Origin of the sequence: Halobacteroides halobius DSM 5150 (assembly GCF_000328625.1) — a bacterium.
GTDB lineage: Bacteria > Bacillota > Halanaerobiia > Halobacteroidales > Halobacteroidaceae > Halobacteroides > Halobacteroides halobius.
This window is the reverse complement of sequence record NC_019978.1, coordinates 981,385-998,528: the sequence shown is the minus strand read 5'-3', so window position 1 is coordinate 998,528 and position 17,144 is coordinate 981,385. Positions and strand designations below refer to the sequence as shown.

At 31.2% G+C, this 17,144-nt stretch carries 15 protein-coding genes; 1 reads left to right on the top strand and 14 read right to left on the bottom strand.

The annotated features are described in order from the left end of the window. Positions 1 to 330: 330 nt before the first annotated feature. The 8 genes from HALHA_RS04960 to gyrB all read right to left on the bottom strand — a co-directional run bounded on the left by HALHA_RS04960 (position 331) and on the right by gyrB (position 9,525). On the bottom strand, positions 331 to 672 hold the full coding sequence (locus HALHA_RS04960) for a HepT-like ribonuclease domain-containing protein (RefSeq protein ID WP_015326696.1): 342 nt from the start codon (positions 670 to 672) through the stop codon (positions 331 to 333). Then, positions 669 to 959: a nucleotidyltransferase family protein gene (locus tag HALHA_RS04955; protein ID WP_015326695.1), complete on the bottom strand. Its 291-nt coding sequence runs from the start codon at positions 957 to 959 to the stop codon at positions 669 to 671. Before HALHA_RS04955 ends, HALHA_RS04960 begins: the two co-directional genes overlap by 4 nt. A 637-nt stretch (positions 960 to 1,596) precedes the next feature. After that, positions 1,597 to 2,328 carry a Fic family protein gene (locus HALHA_RS04950; protein WP_015326694.1) on the bottom strand — a complete coding sequence of 244 codons (732 nt, stop codon included), beginning with the start codon at positions 2,326 to 2,328 and terminating at the stop codon, positions 1,597 to 1,599. A gap of 785 nt (positions 2,329 to 3,113) precedes the next feature. Further along, on the bottom strand, positions 3,114 to 4,199 hold the full coding sequence (locus HALHA_RS04945) for a Fic family protein (RefSeq protein ID WP_015326693.1): 1,086 nt from the start codon (positions 4,197 to 4,199) through the stop codon (positions 3,114 to 3,116). A 297-nt stretch (positions 4,200 to 4,496) separates the two neighbouring features. After that, on the bottom strand, positions 4,497 to 5,570 hold the full coding sequence (locus tag HALHA_RS04940; RefSeq protein ID WP_015326692.1) for a reverse transcriptase domain-containing protein: 1,074 nt from the start codon (positions 5,568 to 5,570) through the stop codon (positions 4,497 to 4,499). Positions 5,571 to 6,292: 722 nt separating this feature from the next. Beyond that, positions 6,293 to 7,054, bottom strand: coding sequence for a methyltransferase domain-containing protein (locus HALHA_RS04935; RefSeq protein WP_015326691.1), 762 nt, complete (start codon positions 7,052 to 7,054; stop codon positions 6,293 to 6,295). Positions 7,055 to 7,334: 280 nt separating this feature from the next. Continuing rightward, positions 7,335 to 7,529 (bottom strand): YwbE family protein, encoded by a 195-nt coding sequence (locus HALHA_RS04930; protein WP_015326690.1) that lies wholly within the window; start codon positions 7,527 to 7,529, stop codon positions 7,335 to 7,337. Between the two features lie 85 nt (positions 7,530 to 7,614). Continuing rightward, a complete protein-coding gene (gene gyrB, locus HALHA_RS04925; RefSeq protein WP_015326689.1) occupies positions 7,615 to 9,525 on the bottom strand; it encodes a DNA topoisomerase (ATP-hydrolyzing) subunit B in 1,911 nt (636 codons plus the stop codon). A 307-nt stretch (positions 9,526 to 9,832) separates the two neighbouring features. Between gyrB and gyrA the strand changes: the two genes are divergently transcribed. Continuing rightward, positions 9,833 to 12,211 carry a DNA gyrase subunit A gene (gyrA, locus tag HALHA_RS04920; RefSeq protein WP_015326688.1) on the top strand — a complete coding sequence of 793 codons (2,379 nt, stop codon included), beginning with the start codon at positions 9,833 to 9,835 and terminating at the stop codon, positions 12,209 to 12,211. A 36-nt stretch (positions 12,212 to 12,247) separates the two neighbouring features. Here gyrA and HALHA_RS04915 read toward each other — a convergent pair whose 3' ends face one another. The 6 genes from HALHA_RS04915 to HALHA_RS04895 form a co-directional block, all read right to left on the bottom strand. Then, on the bottom strand, positions 12,248 to 13,324 hold the full coding sequence (locus HALHA_RS04915) for a protein-glutamate methylesterase/protein-glutamine glutaminase (protein WP_015326687.1): 1,077 nt from the start codon (positions 13,322 to 13,324) through the stop codon (positions 12,248 to 12,250). Positions 13,325 to 13,354: 30 nt separating this feature from the next. After that, a complete protein-coding gene (locus tag HALHA_RS04910) occupies positions 13,355 to 13,717 on the bottom strand; it encodes a response regulator (RefSeq protein WP_015326686.1) in 363 nt (120 codons plus the stop codon). 13 nt (positions 13,718 to 13,730) lie between these two features. Beyond that, positions 13,731 to 15,734: a chemotaxis protein CheA gene (locus HALHA_RS04905; protein WP_015326685.1), complete on the bottom strand. Its 2,004-nt coding sequence runs from the start codon at positions 15,732 to 15,734 to the stop codon at positions 13,731 to 13,733. A gap of 26 nt (positions 15,735 to 15,760) precedes the next feature. Continuing rightward, the gene (locus HALHA_RS04900) at positions 15,761 to 16,210 is read right to left on the bottom strand and encodes a chemotaxis protein CheW (protein WP_015326684.1); all 450 of its coding nucleotides are present in this window, start codon (positions 16,208 to 16,210) and stop codon (positions 15,761 to 15,763) included. Between the two features lie 126 nt (positions 16,211 to 16,336). Further along, positions 16,337 to 16,468 carry an aspartyl-phosphate phosphatase Spo0E family protein gene (locus HALHA_RS13270; RefSeq protein WP_281098774.1) on the bottom strand — a complete coding sequence of 44 codons (132 nt, stop codon included), beginning with the start codon at positions 16,466 to 16,468 and terminating at the stop codon, positions 16,337 to 16,339. Positions 16,469 to 16,495: 27 nt separating this feature from the next. Further along, positions 16,496 to 17,098, bottom strand: coding sequence for an HD-GYP domain-containing protein (locus HALHA_RS04895; protein ID WP_015326683.1), 603 nt, complete (start codon positions 17,096 to 17,098; stop codon positions 16,496 to 16,498). Positions 17,099 to 17,144: the final 46 nt, after the last annotated feature.

Genomic DNA, 17,144 nt, shown 5'->3' with positions numbered 1-17,144 from the left:
GAATCTTCTTTGCTCAAGTGATTTCTCACAGGAAGAAGTAGGGCTTCTCCAGTTCCAGACATATCCTTGTATCCATACTACCGCTAATACTCCGTTGGTGTATATAAATGTTTCAGTCATTTTCATTTATATATCCTGTCTTCACCCAGACGTTAAAGGTTCGACCACCAAATTTTACCCCTTTCGAAGCTAGTATGCGTTCACTGGTGTTATAGTCTGAATACTTGCTCGATAATCTTTGTCAATAGACTTCAATGTTTAGATCTCTCACCACACTGCTATTCTACTACAAGTTTTTTACTTTTACCTTGACGGGACTTGCACCCATTTTTATAATGAATAATCTTTCAATATCTCTTTAATTTTAGGCTTAGTTCTAGGTAAATTAACAGTAATAACTTCCCAAATAATATCTAAGTCAATCCCAAAATAATCATGGATAACTATATTTCTTAAACCTATCATTTTACTCCATGGAATATCTTGATAATCAGATCTCATTTCAGCAGAAACTTTATTAGCTGCTTCACCTATAATTTCAATATTTCTTAAAACAGCATCAATTACTAATTCGTTTTTCTTAAATTCTTTCTTATCCATCTCTTTAGTATATTTGAAAATTTTATTCATAGCATCCAATAGATCTTCTATAAACAAATTATCTCTTCTCATTGATAAATCACATCTTTTAATATTTCATCTTTTAATTGAGGCTTTAAAGCATTCATTGTAACTAAATCTACCTCAGTATTTAAATTATTTTCTAAAAGATCTTTTAAATCTAAAAACTCCCAACCTACATCACCAGAAAATTCTACAAGTATATCTACATCACTATCTTCACTAGCCTCATTCCTAGCATAAGAACCAAAATAACCAAGCTTTTTAACTTTATACTGTTTTTCCAATAAAGGTTTTAATTCTTTTAATTTATTTTCTAGTGTTTTTTTACTAATCATAATTATCCCTCACTTTCATTGTCTATTTCTATACTATTATTATAACAATTATAACATTTTTTAACAAAAATATTGGTTTCAAAATATAAAATAAATGATTCTTTAACTACGTTTCCCAAAGCCCCCCCTTTAATCCCGGACAGTCAGTTTTCCCAAATCCGGTTTGCAATGATAACTTTTTCTAAAGAACCTTCCACTAATAATCTTAGATTAAAGTATTAGTTTTAATGAAGAAATATTCCATCCCTGAGTGTAAGAACCCTTACCCCGGCTGTCTTTACAGTGCATTTAGTCGTTTCTTCCTATAAAGCTACGGCCTTCACTAGTTCGGCACTACACAAATTCCCTTTCAACAGTTTCTGAAAGGACATAGTTTTCGAGGCTGCAGTATTCGTTTCCATCCTTCAAACCCTCAGGTTTGCTTGCCATACAGACTGTTCTGACCCTTGCTATGTTCTCACAATATAGGCCACCATGGCGTTTACTTCCAAGCATCATTATGACTCGTTACCTTATCATACGTTGGATATGCTAATCACCCGATTCGACTAATTGGTGATACAAGGACTTACACCTTGTTAGATCATCAGCATTAACGGCCGCTCCCCCGCTAAGCTGCTGTTAGGTGAAGTCAGAATTAATCTATTAATTCCAAATACAAATCTAAACTTCTATTTAATGTTTCTTTTATTATTTTGATAAAATCTGCATAATCACCAGTAGTATGAGCCTTATCTAATGATTCATAATAACTTGCTCTATCTTCATTTCTAATAATAACTGGAGGATATCCGTTCTTCATAAGTTCAAAGTTTAATAGTAATCTTGCTGTTCTACCGTTCCCATCAATAAATGGATGTATCTTTACTAAATCAGTATGCAATCGCGCAGCCCTTTCAACAACATGAAGTTCCTGTCCTTCGTTTTTATACCATTCTATTAAATTCTCCATTTTGGGTTTTATATTAAAAGGTTCTGGCGGTTTATGCTCTGCACCACTGATAACCACTTTCTGATCTCTGTATACTCCAGCATTTTCATCATCTATTCCTTTTAAAATCAAATTATGAATATTTTTTATTTGTCTTTCTGATAATGGTTCTTTTTCTTTAACAATATCCTCTATATATAAAATTGCTTCTTTATGATTTACAACTTCAAGATGCTCTTTTAATGTTTTTCCACCAATTGTTATTCCATCCTCTAAAACTACCTTTGTTTCAGATAAAGTTAATGTATTTCCTTCAATAGCATTAGAATTATATGTCCAATCTAACATTAGCTTTTCTCTTATACTTTCTACAGTTTTATCAGGCAAAGGTCTTTTTTCTTTAATCTTTCTTTTTTTCTCATCAATTTCTTCAAACAAAATTTTCACCCCTTATATTTATAGTTTATCATTAAAATATATAACAAATTTATTCTAAAATTAAATTAACACTTTAAAAATTGCTTCTATATATAAGTATACTATTATCATAGCGGTAGATACAAATTAATATCAGCAATTCTGATTTCACCTAGCTGGTACTTTAATTTAGATTAACATTTATCTATATTAAATTCCCAAACTCCGTCTTTGCAAACCATGCATACGGTTCTCCCGTACACGGCTTTCCTATTAACTTCGTCTTAAATCTTATAAGTATTTACTTCTTAAATTTAAGATATATTTTCCTTCTCAAGTCTTTTAAACTAATGGATGCTTTATCATTTCACCCTTACCTCCTGTATTGTTGGAGAAATTATTAAATAGTAGGGTTCCTTTGCTATATGAAGTTATATTTACTTCATAATCTTCGCTACTACAAACCCGTCCGCCACCCTCTTCTTTTCCAATTCTTCACCCAGACGTTAAAGGTTCGACCACCGAATTTTACCCCTTTCGAAGCTAGTATGCGTTCACTGATGTTATAATCCGAATACTTGCTCGATATCCTAACGATATCTTTGTCAATAGATTTCAATGTTTAGATCTCTCACCACACTGCTATTCTACTACAAGGCTTTGAATTTTACCTTGACGGGACGTCCCCATAAACGCTCTAACTTATAATTAAAGATACCATCCTATAAGTTAGTCCAATTCTTGCATATACTCTATAATTGGGATGTCGCTAAGTTGCTATTATCTGACTTGTTTTGAACTTATTTCTAACGCAATAAATCAAGTAAGTTATAATAATAATACTTTCTATTTCTGACTTTATTATCAGAATATATAATCTGCTCTTCTTCTAAAATAGACAAGTATCTTCTACACGTAGAGTCAGGAATCCCTGCTAATGAACTAATCATTTTTACATTAAAAATAGGTCTCTGAAACATAGTCTTAACTAAATCTACTACATTAGTACTATTAATTAAATCCATTGTTTTCTCTAAATCTTTTTCATAAAGTTTATCAATATCTTCAATAGTATCAATATTTTTTAATGCCTGTTTATTTACACTTTCCAAGAAAAACTTTATCCACTCATTCCAACCTTCTTCTCTTCTTGTTCCATTAAGTAATCTATAATATTTATGCTTATCTTTTTCTAACGTTTCACTTATAAATAAATTAGGAAAATCAATTAAATCAACATCATATAAATATAATGGGATCAAAATTCGACCTATCCGACCATTCCCATCTAAAAAAGGATGAATAGTTTCAAATTGAGCATGAATAATAGCAATTCTAACCAAAGGATGTAAATCATCATTAGGTTCATTTATATATTTTTCTAGATTTGCCATACAATCATCTACTGATTGTGGTGCTGGTGGTACAAAAGTCGCTGTTTCCATTGTACAACCTTCTGGACCAATAAAATTTTGTACTGAACGATATTCACCAGGTGCTCTACTTTCACCTCTTACTCCACCACTTAATAATATTCCATGAAGTTCTTTAAATAATCTTGTTGAAATAGGTAATCTCGATAAAGCTTTCTTACCATATTGTAAAGCATCATAATAATTTAACACTTCTTGAGCCTCATCATTATTTTCTTTTTTATCAATATCAAACTCTAAAACTTCATCAAAAGTAACCTGTGTCCCCTCTATCTTAGTTGATTGAAATGCCTCTTGTAAACTTAAAGGAGTAATAAGGAAATCTTCATTTATTTTAGATTTTTTTAACATTACCTCATATTTTCCAACATTCATATTAGCAGAAATCAATTCATCATAAAATTCCAAAGGATTAATATGGTCTTCTATTGGTAGTTCGAGCGGTTCAAAAGGTTTCATATGAAATCATCTCCCTATTTATTATTTTCAATTTATGCATTTCATTATAATACATATTACTATTATGGTCAATTGTTTTCAAAAAATACATTGTTGAAAATAATTTAAAGGGATAAAATGATTTTAGATGATATGTCAGATGTAGGGTCGAAGCTGGTGCTTTAATTTAGATTAACATTTATCTATATTAAATTCCCAAACTCCGCCTCTGCAAACCGTGCGTACGGTTCTCCCGTACACGGCTTTCCTATTAACTTCGTCTTAAATCTTATAAGTTTTAAGCTGTACTAACTTTCACTATGGTTGATAATAAGCTACTTTATAATCATTAAATAAACCTACTTTATTGTACAACCAATCGCTACTCCATCTCTTCCAGCCATATCCTTGTTTTCCCCGCTGCTTCATTAGATACCTTCTTACTTTCTTTTCTACATAATCTCTGATATAAGAAAAGCAATTTCTTGAATCTCCTTCTTCTAAGTTCACTATCTTAGTCTTTTCTTTGTTTATCTTTACTTGTATCTTGTTAAATTCTTCTTTCAGCCTTTTCATTACTTTTGGAAGCAACCAATTCATACTGTAATGGCTCGATACTGCTATTACAATATCATCTGCAAAGCGGGCATATTCTACCTCTGTATATCTCCCTTTACTCTTTGTCACCTCGGTTGCTCTTTCAAGCATTTTATCAACTTCATTTAAATAAAAATTAGCAAATAATGGAGAAATAACTCCACCTTGAGGTACACCTTCTTTTCCACTAGCTTTTAATATTAGCTTTATCAGATGCATTATATCTTTATCTATTACTCGCTTTCCCACTTTAGCTAGCAGAATATGATGTTTTACTGTATCAAAGTAATTTGATAAATCTAAGTCTATTACTTTTCTTTTCCCCGTTATTATTGCTTTTTCTATTTTCTTTACTGCTTGATGAGCATTCCTTTTTGGGCGATATCCATAAGAACCTTCTTGAAAATCTGCTTCAAATATCGGCTCTAATATTAATTTTAAAGCTCCCTGTACTATTCTATCTTTAATAGTTGGAATTCCTAGCACTCTTACTTTCCCATTTTCTTTTGGTATCTCTTGTTTTCGATTTATCTGTGGTTTATATGTCCTATTTACTAGTTCTTCTCTTATTTCTTTCAGATATTTTGTTACTCCTATTTCTTCAATATCTTCAAATGTCACTCTATCTATTCCTGAAGAACCAGCTTTCTCTTTTGCCATTATATATGCTTTCCTAAGTGTGTCCATTTTGCATACATGAACATACATCCCCCAGAATTTATGAGATTCTTCCTTTTTAGATTTAAGATATATTCTCCTTCTCAAGTCTTGTAAACTAATGGATGCTTTTATCATTTCACCCTTACCTCCTGTATTGTTAGAGAAATTATTAAATAGTAGGGTTCCTTTGCTATATGAAGTTATATTTACTTCATAATCTTCGCTACTACAAACCCGTCCGCCACCCTCTTCTTTTCCAATTCATTTCCTAGGTCTTAGTTATAAAATCTTCTTTGCTCAAGTGATTTCTCACAGGAAGAAGTAGGGCTTCTCCAGTTCCAGACATATCCTTGTATCCATACTACCGCTAATACTCCGCTGGTGTATATAAATGTTTCAGTCATTTTCATTTATATATCCTGTCTTCACCCAGACGTTAAAGGTTCGACCACCAAATTTTACCCCTTTCGAAGCTAGTATGCGTTCACTGGTGTTATAGTCTGAATACTTGCTCGATATCCTAACGATATCTTTGTCAATAGACTTCAATGTTTAGATCTCTCACCACACTGCTATCCTACTACAAGGCTTTGACTTTTACCTTGACGGGACTTTCACCCGTTGGATATGTCCAGCTTCGCTGGACATACAACGTCCCGCAGATTCGCGACGTCCCCGCCAATGCTCCTAATCTTATATAAACCCATAAATCTAATGTAAGTCAGCCCAACCCTCTTTATACATCTAAATTGGGATGTCGCTAACGTGCTGTTATCTGAAGTGTGGCGGGGTTTTCCCAACATATTCATGATATCTCAAAATATTCATGAAAATTCATTTTAGGATTCGCTTATACTTTATTTTTTACAAATTACAAGATTTCTATTTATTGAGTAGAAGAAATCATTTTTTTCATCTATTTCTTTTAAATCATTTAACCAGTTATTCAACTTTTCTTCCTCAATTTCATCTTCATTAACTAGCCAATCTTTCATCATATGAGCAATTTGATAAGAATAATAATTTTTCTCAAAGTTTTCATTAATTACTGTATAAACTAGAGGGGTTATTTCTTTAAAATTAGCTTTTTTACATAAACCTAATAGTTTTCTGCCTATTGTACCATTTGGACCACTATCAGTAAATTTATTAATAATTTTTCTTGTTAAATTCAATTGATTAGTTGTGAAAATCTGGCTATCAAAATCTGTATGCTGTACTATTCCTATTCCGTTGGGTTTTAATACTCTTTTTATTTCTTCTATTACCTTTTTAGGATTATCAACCCATTCTATCGTTTCAGCACATATAATTTTATCAAAAGTCCCATCTTCAAATTCTAAATTACATGCATCCATTTTTTGAAATTCAATCTTTTCTTTATGAAATTTTGTTTCCAATTTCTTTCTTGCATCCTTTAATTTATTTTCATCTATATCTACCCCTATCACTTTTTCTATTTGTGAATTGCTATTTATCATAAAAATTTCTGTATCTCCTCTATTACATCCGATATCCAAAACTTTATCTCCCTTTTTTAACTCTAATAATTCTAAATAAAATTTCCATTGCTCAATAATATCCGGATATACTTCAGTATAAAAATTTTCTTGTGCCATCTTTAATCACTCCCCTAATTTATTTAGCCACATTTCAGATAACTCTTTTATTAACGACATATGTCGTTAATATCCTATATAATTAAATTTACCTTAATACCTAATCAACTCTAAATTCCCTTTATATTTTTAATGATAAATACTACTCTTTATTTTAATATTCTGTCTTAATAAACATATCCCTCCAATATTATACAATAAAAAGTGATATATCCAAATCACATAAACAAAAATAAAGCCTCTGGATAAATTCCAGAGGCTTTAATAAAAAATTTAGTTTTTAAGAATTAATTTCTTTTACTCTACCAACTATTCCACTCTTAAGACGTACCTTAATTCCATGGGGATGTGTAGCAGAATTAGTCAAAATATCTTTAACTACACCATCAGTTAATTTTCCTGAACGCTGGTCTTGTTTTTGGACAACTGAAACACTGAGTCCAGGCTTTATATTTTTTCGCTTCTTGCCATCCATTAATATTACCTCCCTTTATTAAATAATTATACTTCTCATTGTATATTCATCTCAGTCGCAACTCCTGTGAAAACTTACAAAATTATTAAACATCAATATTACTAGCCAAATCAGCATTATTCATGATAAATTCTCTTCTTAAACTAGCTTTTGAGCCCATTAAAGAATGAAATACATCATCAGCTATAATTTCATCATCTACTTCTACTTTCTGTAGTTTTCGGTGTTCAGGATCCATAGTTGTTGTCCATAATTGTCCAGGATTCATCTCACCTAGTCCCTTATAACGTTGGATACTAATTCTATTTCTATTCTTATCCTTTAAATACTCTTTTAATTCTTGGTCAGTATATAAATACTTCTTTTGTCTACCATAAGTGACCTGATACAATGGAGGTTGAGCAATATAAATATGACTGTTTTCAATCAATTGTGGCATGTAACGATAAAATAAAGTTAATAATAAAGTGCATATATGAGCTCCATCTACATCTGCATCAGTCATAATAATTATCTTATGATATCTTAATTTATCTAGATTAAATTCTTCACCTATTCCTGCTCCTAAAGCAGTTACAATTGAAGCAATCTCTTTATTCTTTAATATTTTATTTAATCTAGACCGTTCTACATTCATAATTTTACCCTTTAGTGGTAATACAGCTTGAAAATTTCTATTCCGTCCTTGTTTAGCAGAACCTCCTGCAGAATCACCCTCTACTAAATATAATTCACATTCTTCTGGAGTACGACTACTACAATCAGCCAATTTCCCCGGTAATGAATTACTACTTAATGGTCCTTTTCTTTTTCTAGCTAGCTCCCTTGCTTTTTTAGAAGCTTTACGAGCTCTAACTGCCTCTAATGCTTTATTAATTACTGCCTTAGCTAACTTAGGATTACGCTCTAAATAGGAAGGTAAATAATCAGAAACAACATGTTGAACAGTAGTTCTGATTTCACTATTACCTAATTTAGTTTTAGTTTGGCCCTCAAATTGAGGGTCAGTTAGCTTAACACTTATTACTGCAGTTAAACCTTCTCTTAAATCCCGTCCAGTTAGTTTAGGGTCAGTCTTATTTAAAACATTTTTTTCCTCAGCATATTTATTAAGAGCTTTGGTAATAGCTGTTTTAAAGCCAGTTAGGTGATAACCACCATCATGAGTATTTATATTGTTTGCAAAACTATAAATTCGCTCATTATAGCCTTTATTATATTGAAAGGCAATCTCTACATAAGTATCATCAACTTCCCTTTCAACATAGACAATATCATCTACTAAAGGTGTTTTACTTTTATTTAAATGCTTAATAAATGCCTCTAATCCTCCATCATAACAATACTTAACTTCTTTATCCTTTTCCTTACGCCTATCTTTTAAAATTAAATTTAAATTTTTATTTAAAAAAGCCGATTCTTGTAATCTGTTTTTTAAAGTATCAAATTTAAATTCAAGAGTATCAAAAATTTCTGCATCTGGTTTAAATGCAATCTCTGTTCCTGTCTTACTTGTAGTTCCTTGTTTTTCAAATTCAGTCACTGGATAACCTCGTTCATACTTTTGATGATAAACAGCACCATTACGATAAATTTTTATCTTTAACCATTCTGATAAAGCATTAACTACTGAGACACCTACTCCATGTAAACCTCCTGATACTTTATAACCACTACCATCAAATTTTCCACCAGCATGAAGCGTAGTTAATACTAATTGGGCCGCCGGTAAACCTTTTTTAGGATGTATATCTACTGGAATTCCTCTTCCATAATCTCTTACCTTCACTACTTGGTCAGATTGTAATGTGATTTCAATTTTATCACCATAACCTGCTAAAAACTCATCTATACTATTATCAACCACTTCCCAAATTAAATGATGCAATCCTTTAGTTCCTGTAGATCCAATATACATACCAGGTCTTTTTCTTACAGCTTCTAAGCCTTCTAAAACCTGAATCTGTTCTGCATTATATTTCTTATCTACTGCCATATTAGTTCACTCCTTCGATTACCATCATCTGTAAACAGAATATTACATTTATTATGATAGCACATATAATTTAAGATGACAAATGTTTCTGAAAAATTATAAAGTTATATCTCTAACTTATAAATAATCTCCACTAAAAAAATAAAAGCTATACAAAAAAGAGGATATAAAAATTTTACAACTAATTGTTTAATGATATAATAGACATTGTTAACATAATAATTTTTATAAAATCAAATCTTTTGCTTATAAATTATCTGTTATAAGCTCTTACTAATACTAACATATAAGAAAGGGGAAAAAAATAATGGTACAAGATCAACAAATTAATCCAATAACTATTGAAGATAAAATGCGTAATTCTTACTTAAATTATTCATTAAGTGTAATCATCGGTCGCGCTTTACCTGATGTTAGAGATGGGCTAAAACCTGTACATAGAAGAATATTATATGCTACTAAAAAATTAGGCTTAATACCTGATAAACCACATAAAAAATCAGCCAGAATTGTAGGTGAAGTATTAGGTAAATATCATCCCCATGGTGACCAAGCAGTTTACAATGCTATGGTTAGAATGGCTCAAGATTTTAGCCAAAGGTATAAATTAATTGATGGGCATGGTAATTTTGGTTCTGTTGATGGTGATAGTGCTGCAGCTATGAGATATACCGAAGCTAGATTAGCCTCTATTTCCTTAGAGTTACTTAAAGATATCGAAGAAGATACTATTAATTTTGTAGATAATTTTGATGGTACTTTAGAGGAACCAACAGTTTTACCATCTAGAGTTCCTAATCTATTAGTTAATGGCTCTAGTGGTATTGCAGTCGGGATGAGTACTAATATCCCACCTCATAATTTAAGTGAGGTAATAGATGGATTAACTCAATTACTGGAAAACCCTGATTTAGAAATTGATAAATTAATAGAAACTATTCCAGGACCAGATTTCCCAACTGGAGGAGAAATTGTTGGTAATAAAGGAATTAAAAAAGCATATAAAACAGGTAAAGGAAAAGTTACTCTCCGGGGCAAAAGTACAGTTGAAGATCGTAGTAGAGGTAGAAAAAGAGTTGTAATTACAGAAATTCCTTATCAATTAAATAAAACAAAACTGATTAAAGAAATAGCTGATACTGTTAAGAAAAATAAAATCAATAATGTCAGTGATGTCAGAGATGAATCAGATCGAGAAGGACTAAGAATTGTGATTGACTTAAAACGTAAGGCTGATCCAGATATTATCTTAAATCGTCTATATAAATATACATCATTACAGTCTAAAATTAGAATTAATATGTTAGCTTTAATTAATCAACAACCTCAAGTAATGGACTTAAAAACTATTCTACAACATTTTATTGACTTTAGGAAAGAAGTTGTTACACGTCGCACCAAACATCAACTAAAAGAAACTAAGGACAAGCAACATATTTTATTAGGTTTAAAGAAGGCTATTGATAATCTTGATATAGTAATTGATATCATCCGTAATTCTGAATCTAGCAAAAAAGCTAAAAAGAATTTACAACGAAAATTAGAAGTAACTAAAAGGCAAGCTAAAGCAATTTTAAACATGAAGCTACAACGATTAGTTAGTCTAGAAATTGATAAATTAGAAACTGAACTACAAGAGCTAAAAGAAAAGATTGACTCTTTAGAAGCAATCTTAAATAATGAAGCAAAATTGATTAAACTAATTAAAGAAGAATTAATTAAAGTAAAAGAAGAATATGGTGACCAGCGAAAAACTAAGATTATTGAGGATGATTCTGAAGCAAAATTAAATAAAAAAGATTTAATTAAAGATAAAGAAGCTGTTATTTCACTTTCTTATAATCATAAATTAAAACGAACTGATGATAAAGAGAATGTTAGAGCTGGAAAGAATGATTACATTACTCAAGTACTGTCAGGGCGTAGTCATAATAAACTTCTCTTCTTTACTCAAACTGGTCAAGTTCATTTATTAAAGATTCATAAAATCCCTGAACACCATAGCTTATCAACTGGGGATCATCTATCTGAATTTATTAAGTTCCCTCTAGACGAAAAAATAGTTGATGTGCTTATTTTAAATGAAGAAGTTGAAGATGATTTTATTACTATTGCAACTAAAAATGGGCTAGTTAAAAAGACAGTTGGTAAAGAATATAAAACTAGTGTTTCTTCACTTAAAGCAATTAATCTTGAAGATGATGATGAAGTAATTGGAGTGCAAGTAACTGATGGCAAACAAAAATTACTATTAGGAACTAAAGAAGGATATACTATTTATTTTGCAGAAGAAGAGATTTCTCCTACTGGTAGAAATACTAAAGGAAGAAAAGGAATTAATTTAGAAGATAATGATGAAGTAATTAATCTAAATGTTACCAATAAGGAAGAAGTGGTTATATCTTTAACTGAAAATGGTAGAGGTAAAGCGAGCCCTATCACAGATTATAATTTACAACAAAGAAATGGTAAAGGGCTTAAAACCATGAGTAATGACGATTATCAATTGTTAAATATTATATCAGCTAATGTTAATGAAAAAATAATATTGGTCACAGACAAGGGCCAAGTTATTGAAAAAAATGTATCTGATATTACTACAACAGAACGATTAGGTAATATGTACTCACAAATCAATTTAAAAGATGAGAAACTAGTTCAAATAATCAAATTACCACTTTCCTAAATTAATTAGGGACACGGCATCCCGTGTCCCTAACTTTCACTTATTAACCATTGACACTAATTCATTACTTATCTTATAAATTCTCTTTACACTATCAACTGCTCCTAATTCAAAAGCAACCCTAGGCATTCCATAAACTACTGAAGTAGCTTCATCTTGAGCAATTGTCTGCCCCCCAAACTCTTTAATTAGTTTTAATCCTTTAGCTCCATCCTTACCCATTCCAGTTAGTAATACACCAACAATTTGATTTTGATATTCTTTAACTACTGAACCTATTGTCTTATCAATAGCGGGGCGTACATTATGAACTTTAGGCCCTTTAGTTAACTGAACTTTATTATTCTTTATTAACATATGATAATCACCAGGAGCAACTAAAGCTACTCCAGCTTCTAATCGATCACCTTCTTGGGCCTCTTTAACTTTTAATTGAGATGTTTTATTTAATCTTTGGGCCAAGGACGCCGTAAATCCAGCTGGCATATGCTGTACAATTAAAACAGCAGCATTTAAATCAGCAGGCAACTTGCTAACCACTTCTTTAACTGCTCTTGGCCCACCAGTAGAAGCACCAATTATGACTAGCTTTTCTTGATTATTAGAAATATTTTTAACAGTTGACTCTTGAGAAGCACTAATTTGCTGATTTAACTTTGGTTTCTTCTTTCTTTCACTTCTAAATTGACGTCTTAACTTTCTTTTTACCTTTGTTTGAGCAGCTAATTTAACCTTCTCAATCAAATCATCTTGAACTTTTTCTATATCTAAAGAAATGGAACCTGAAGGCTTGGAGATAAAATCAAAAGCTCCTAATTCTAAAGCCTTAATAGTTGCCTTACTGTCCTCAGTTGTAATACTACTTAACATTATCACTGGAATAGCCTTTTTACCCTTTAACCTTTTTAAAAAATCTAACCCATTCATTTTAGGCATTTCCACATCCAAAGTAATTACATCTGGAGTATGCTTTTCAATTTTTCGTAAGGCATCTCTACCATTTCTTGCTTTATCAATCACTTCTATTTCTCTATCTTCTTCTAATAGTTCGCTAACTACTTTTCTCATAAATGCTGAATCATCTACTACTAAAACTTTTATTTTAGAAGCCATAACTCCATCACCTCCATCTCCACAAAGATATTAATCAACTAAATTCTTTAAAGCTTCTTTTACCTTTTCAGGTTTAATTGGCTTAACTATAAAATCTTTGGCTCCTGCCTCTAGAGCTTCAATAACCATTGGCTTTTGGCCCATAGCACTACAAACTACAACTCTAGCCTCTGAATCTAGTTTCATAATCTCCTTAATTGCCTCAATCCCATCCATTTTAGGCATTGTAATATCCATTGTAACTAAATCTGGTGCTAAATCCTGATACAATTGAACTGCTTCTTCACCATTAACTGCTTCTCCAGCTACTTCATACCCATTTTCTTCAATTAATTTACTTAACATTGTGCGCATAAACTGTGCATCATCTACAACCAAAACGCTTTTAGCCACGATTAAGCCCTCCTTAACCTGTAATAATCTCTTCTGCATTAATAATTAAAGCTATATTACCATCACCTAAGATAGCTCCACCTGCAATTTTTTCTACATTTTCAGATAGATCATTAATTCGTTTAATAACAACTTCTTGTTGTCCAATAATAGAGTCAACTATTAATCCATAGTAATCATCACCAACTTGAACAATTACTGTAGATATCTCATCTTTTTCTAATAACTCATCACTTTCCTTATTCAATTTATCTCGTAAAGAAATTAATGGAATTACAGCTCCACGTCGATAAATAACTTCTTCTTGTCTAATTGTCTCAATTTCATCTGAACTTACATCTATAATTTCTTGAATAGATTCTAATGGAATTACATATTTTTGATTTGCTACTTCCGTTAAAAAGCCTTGAATAATCGATAAAGTCAATGGCAACTTAATAGTAAATGTTGATCCTTTACCCAACTGAGAATCAATCTTAACTGAACCATTCAATGATTCAATTTTATTCTTTACTACATCCATTCCTACTCCTCGACCTGAAACATCACTAACTTCACTAGCAGTAGAAAAACCAGGCGCAAAGATTAAATTAATAATTTCTTGGTCAGACATCGTATCTAATTCAGATTGATCAACTACTCCTTTCTCTAGCGCCTTTTCTTTAATCACTTCTGGATCAATACCATGTCCATCATCTTTAATTTGAATTACCACATTATTTCCTTCATGAAAAGCTGATAATTCTATTAACCCTTTTGGATCCTTATCTGCCTCTTCTCTCTTTTGGGGATCCTCAATACCATGATCAATTGCATTTCTAATCATATGAACTAATGGATCTCCAATTTCATCAATAATTGTTCTATCTAACTCTGTTTCTTCTCCTTCAATTACTAAGTTTATTTCTTTATCTAACTCTTGGGCCAAATCCCGAACTAATCTTGGAAAACGATTAAAGACTAAGCTAATTGGAACCATTCTCATTTCCATAACTGCATCCTGTAGCTCAGTTGTTACCTTACTTAAAGGTTTTAGCTTCTTATTTAACTCATCTAACTCGTACTGTTCTCCAACTGACTCAACTTGAGTCCTTTTAATTACTAACTCTGCTACTAAATTCATTAAAGAATCTAATCTCTCTACATCAACCCTAATAGTACTACTTGACTTTAGTCGCTTTGATAAAGATTTAGTTTTAGAACCTGTAGATTTAACATTATTCTTTGTTTTTTTAGCTTCAGTTTGAGATTTCTCTTCTTTTTGATTAGTTAATTCATTAATATCGCTAACTTGATTAATTTCTACTCTCTTAACTTCAGAAATAGTAGTTAAAGAATTTAATAGATCACTTTTTTCTTTATCAGTTAAAAATAACACCGAAAATTGATTTTCTAATTCTTCATTTCTAATCTTATCTATACTTGGTAGTGACTTAATTAATTCTCCCTCTTCTTCTAAAGCCTCAAAAATCATATCTGCTCGTAAAGATTTAAAGACACAATCATCTTCTAACCTTACTTTAATAGTAACTGGCTCACCTGAAGTCTCAGCTATAATCTTCATTTCATCTTCACTTAAATTGAAGTTAACATCTGTTTCATTGCTGTTACTTTGTTGAGAATTTGATATATCTTGACCAGTACTATCCTCAGAAACTGCTTTAAGTTCTAAGATCAATGCCTGTAACTCTTCTTGTGTTACTTCATCTGGATTACTACTTAATAATTCTAAATTATCCACAGCTTCAAATAATAAATTAATTACTTCAGTAGTAACTACTAAATCACCATCTCTAAATAGATCTAACACATTCTCCATAGCATGGGCCAATTCACTAACCTTATCAAATCCCATTGTCCCGGCCATCCCTTTTAAAGTATGTGCTGCTCGAAATGATTCATTAATCATTTGACTATTTTGCGGATCATTTTCCAAAGTTAATAAAGCATCATTTAATATATCCAAATGCTCACGGGATTCACTAGCATATAATTCCTGAAAATCATTCATATCCATAATCTATTCCTCCTTTCTTAACCAGCCTATTTCTCTATTTTGATATCTTCTTTAGACTCTAATAAATTATCTAAATCTAAAATATTAATCATATCATCTTCAGACTTAGCAATGCCGATTAAATAATTATTCTTAATACTTACCATACTTTGAGGTGGATCATCAATATCTGCTGGGTCAATATGTAATACTTCAGATACCGCATCAACAATTAATCCTACATCCTGACCTTTAAATCCTACTACAATAATTCGAGTTTCATCAGTATCTTCTCTACTCTTAACCCCAAATCTACGCCGCAAATCAATCACTGATATAATATCCCCCCGTAAATTAATAATTCCGGCAAAATATTCGGAGGTATCAGGTAACTCGGTAATTTCCTTCATTCTAATAATTTCATGAACCCGAGTAATTCTAATTCCAAACTTCTCATTTCCTATATCAAAGATTATCATCTGCTCTGTATTAGCCATAAAAATTCCTCCTTCCTAAATGACACTTTTACTTTTATCTATTTCTTGATTTTTATTATTAATCCTGCAAAAATAAGCAAATTATCAGATAAACTCTCTCTGTTTTATAGTAACTTTTATATGTTATTAATTAGATTTATTTTTCTTCATATAAGCTACTATCTTTTTATCTAACTCTTGACTTAATTTATGAACTTCTTCACTGGTTAAATCTTTTCCTTCTACCTCTAAGCTCAATTTTTCCCGACAAGATTCTATTTCTGCTTTTAAATTATCTGTAATAATTTATTCTCCTTTCTTACTAATTATTTTTAAACAAGCTTGTACTACTCTTGAATCATAAAGCACTCCCTGATTTTCTTTAATCTCTTCTTGGGCTACACGAATTCTTTTCGCCGGTCGATACGGACGATGTGAAGTCATAGCCTCTATAATATCAGCTACTGCTATAATTCTAGCTCCTAATAAAATTTCACCTTTTTGTAATCCTTTTGGATATCCTGAACCATCTAAACGTTCATGATGTTGGTATATCATCTCTGCAATAGGCCAAGGAAAATTCAAATCTTTAGTAATCTCATAACCTGTCTGAGGGTGATTCTTAATAATATTAAATTCATTAACAGTTAATTTTGTTGGTTTAGCGAGAATATGCATTGGAATACTTATCTTCCCTAAATCATGAATTAAAGCTGCTAATTCAATACCTCTAATCTCAAATTCCGATAATTTAAGTTCTTTAGCTAGTTTAACCGCTAAATCAGCAACTCGACGTTGATGTTTAGCTGTATAAAAATCCCTTTTATTTATCGTCATAGCTAAAGCTTCTACAGTCTCCTTGGAATATTGAATCTGTTGTTGTGGTTTATTATTTAACTTTATCTTCATCAGTTACTACTCACCCTTTCGACAATTTTATTAACAGAATTAATAT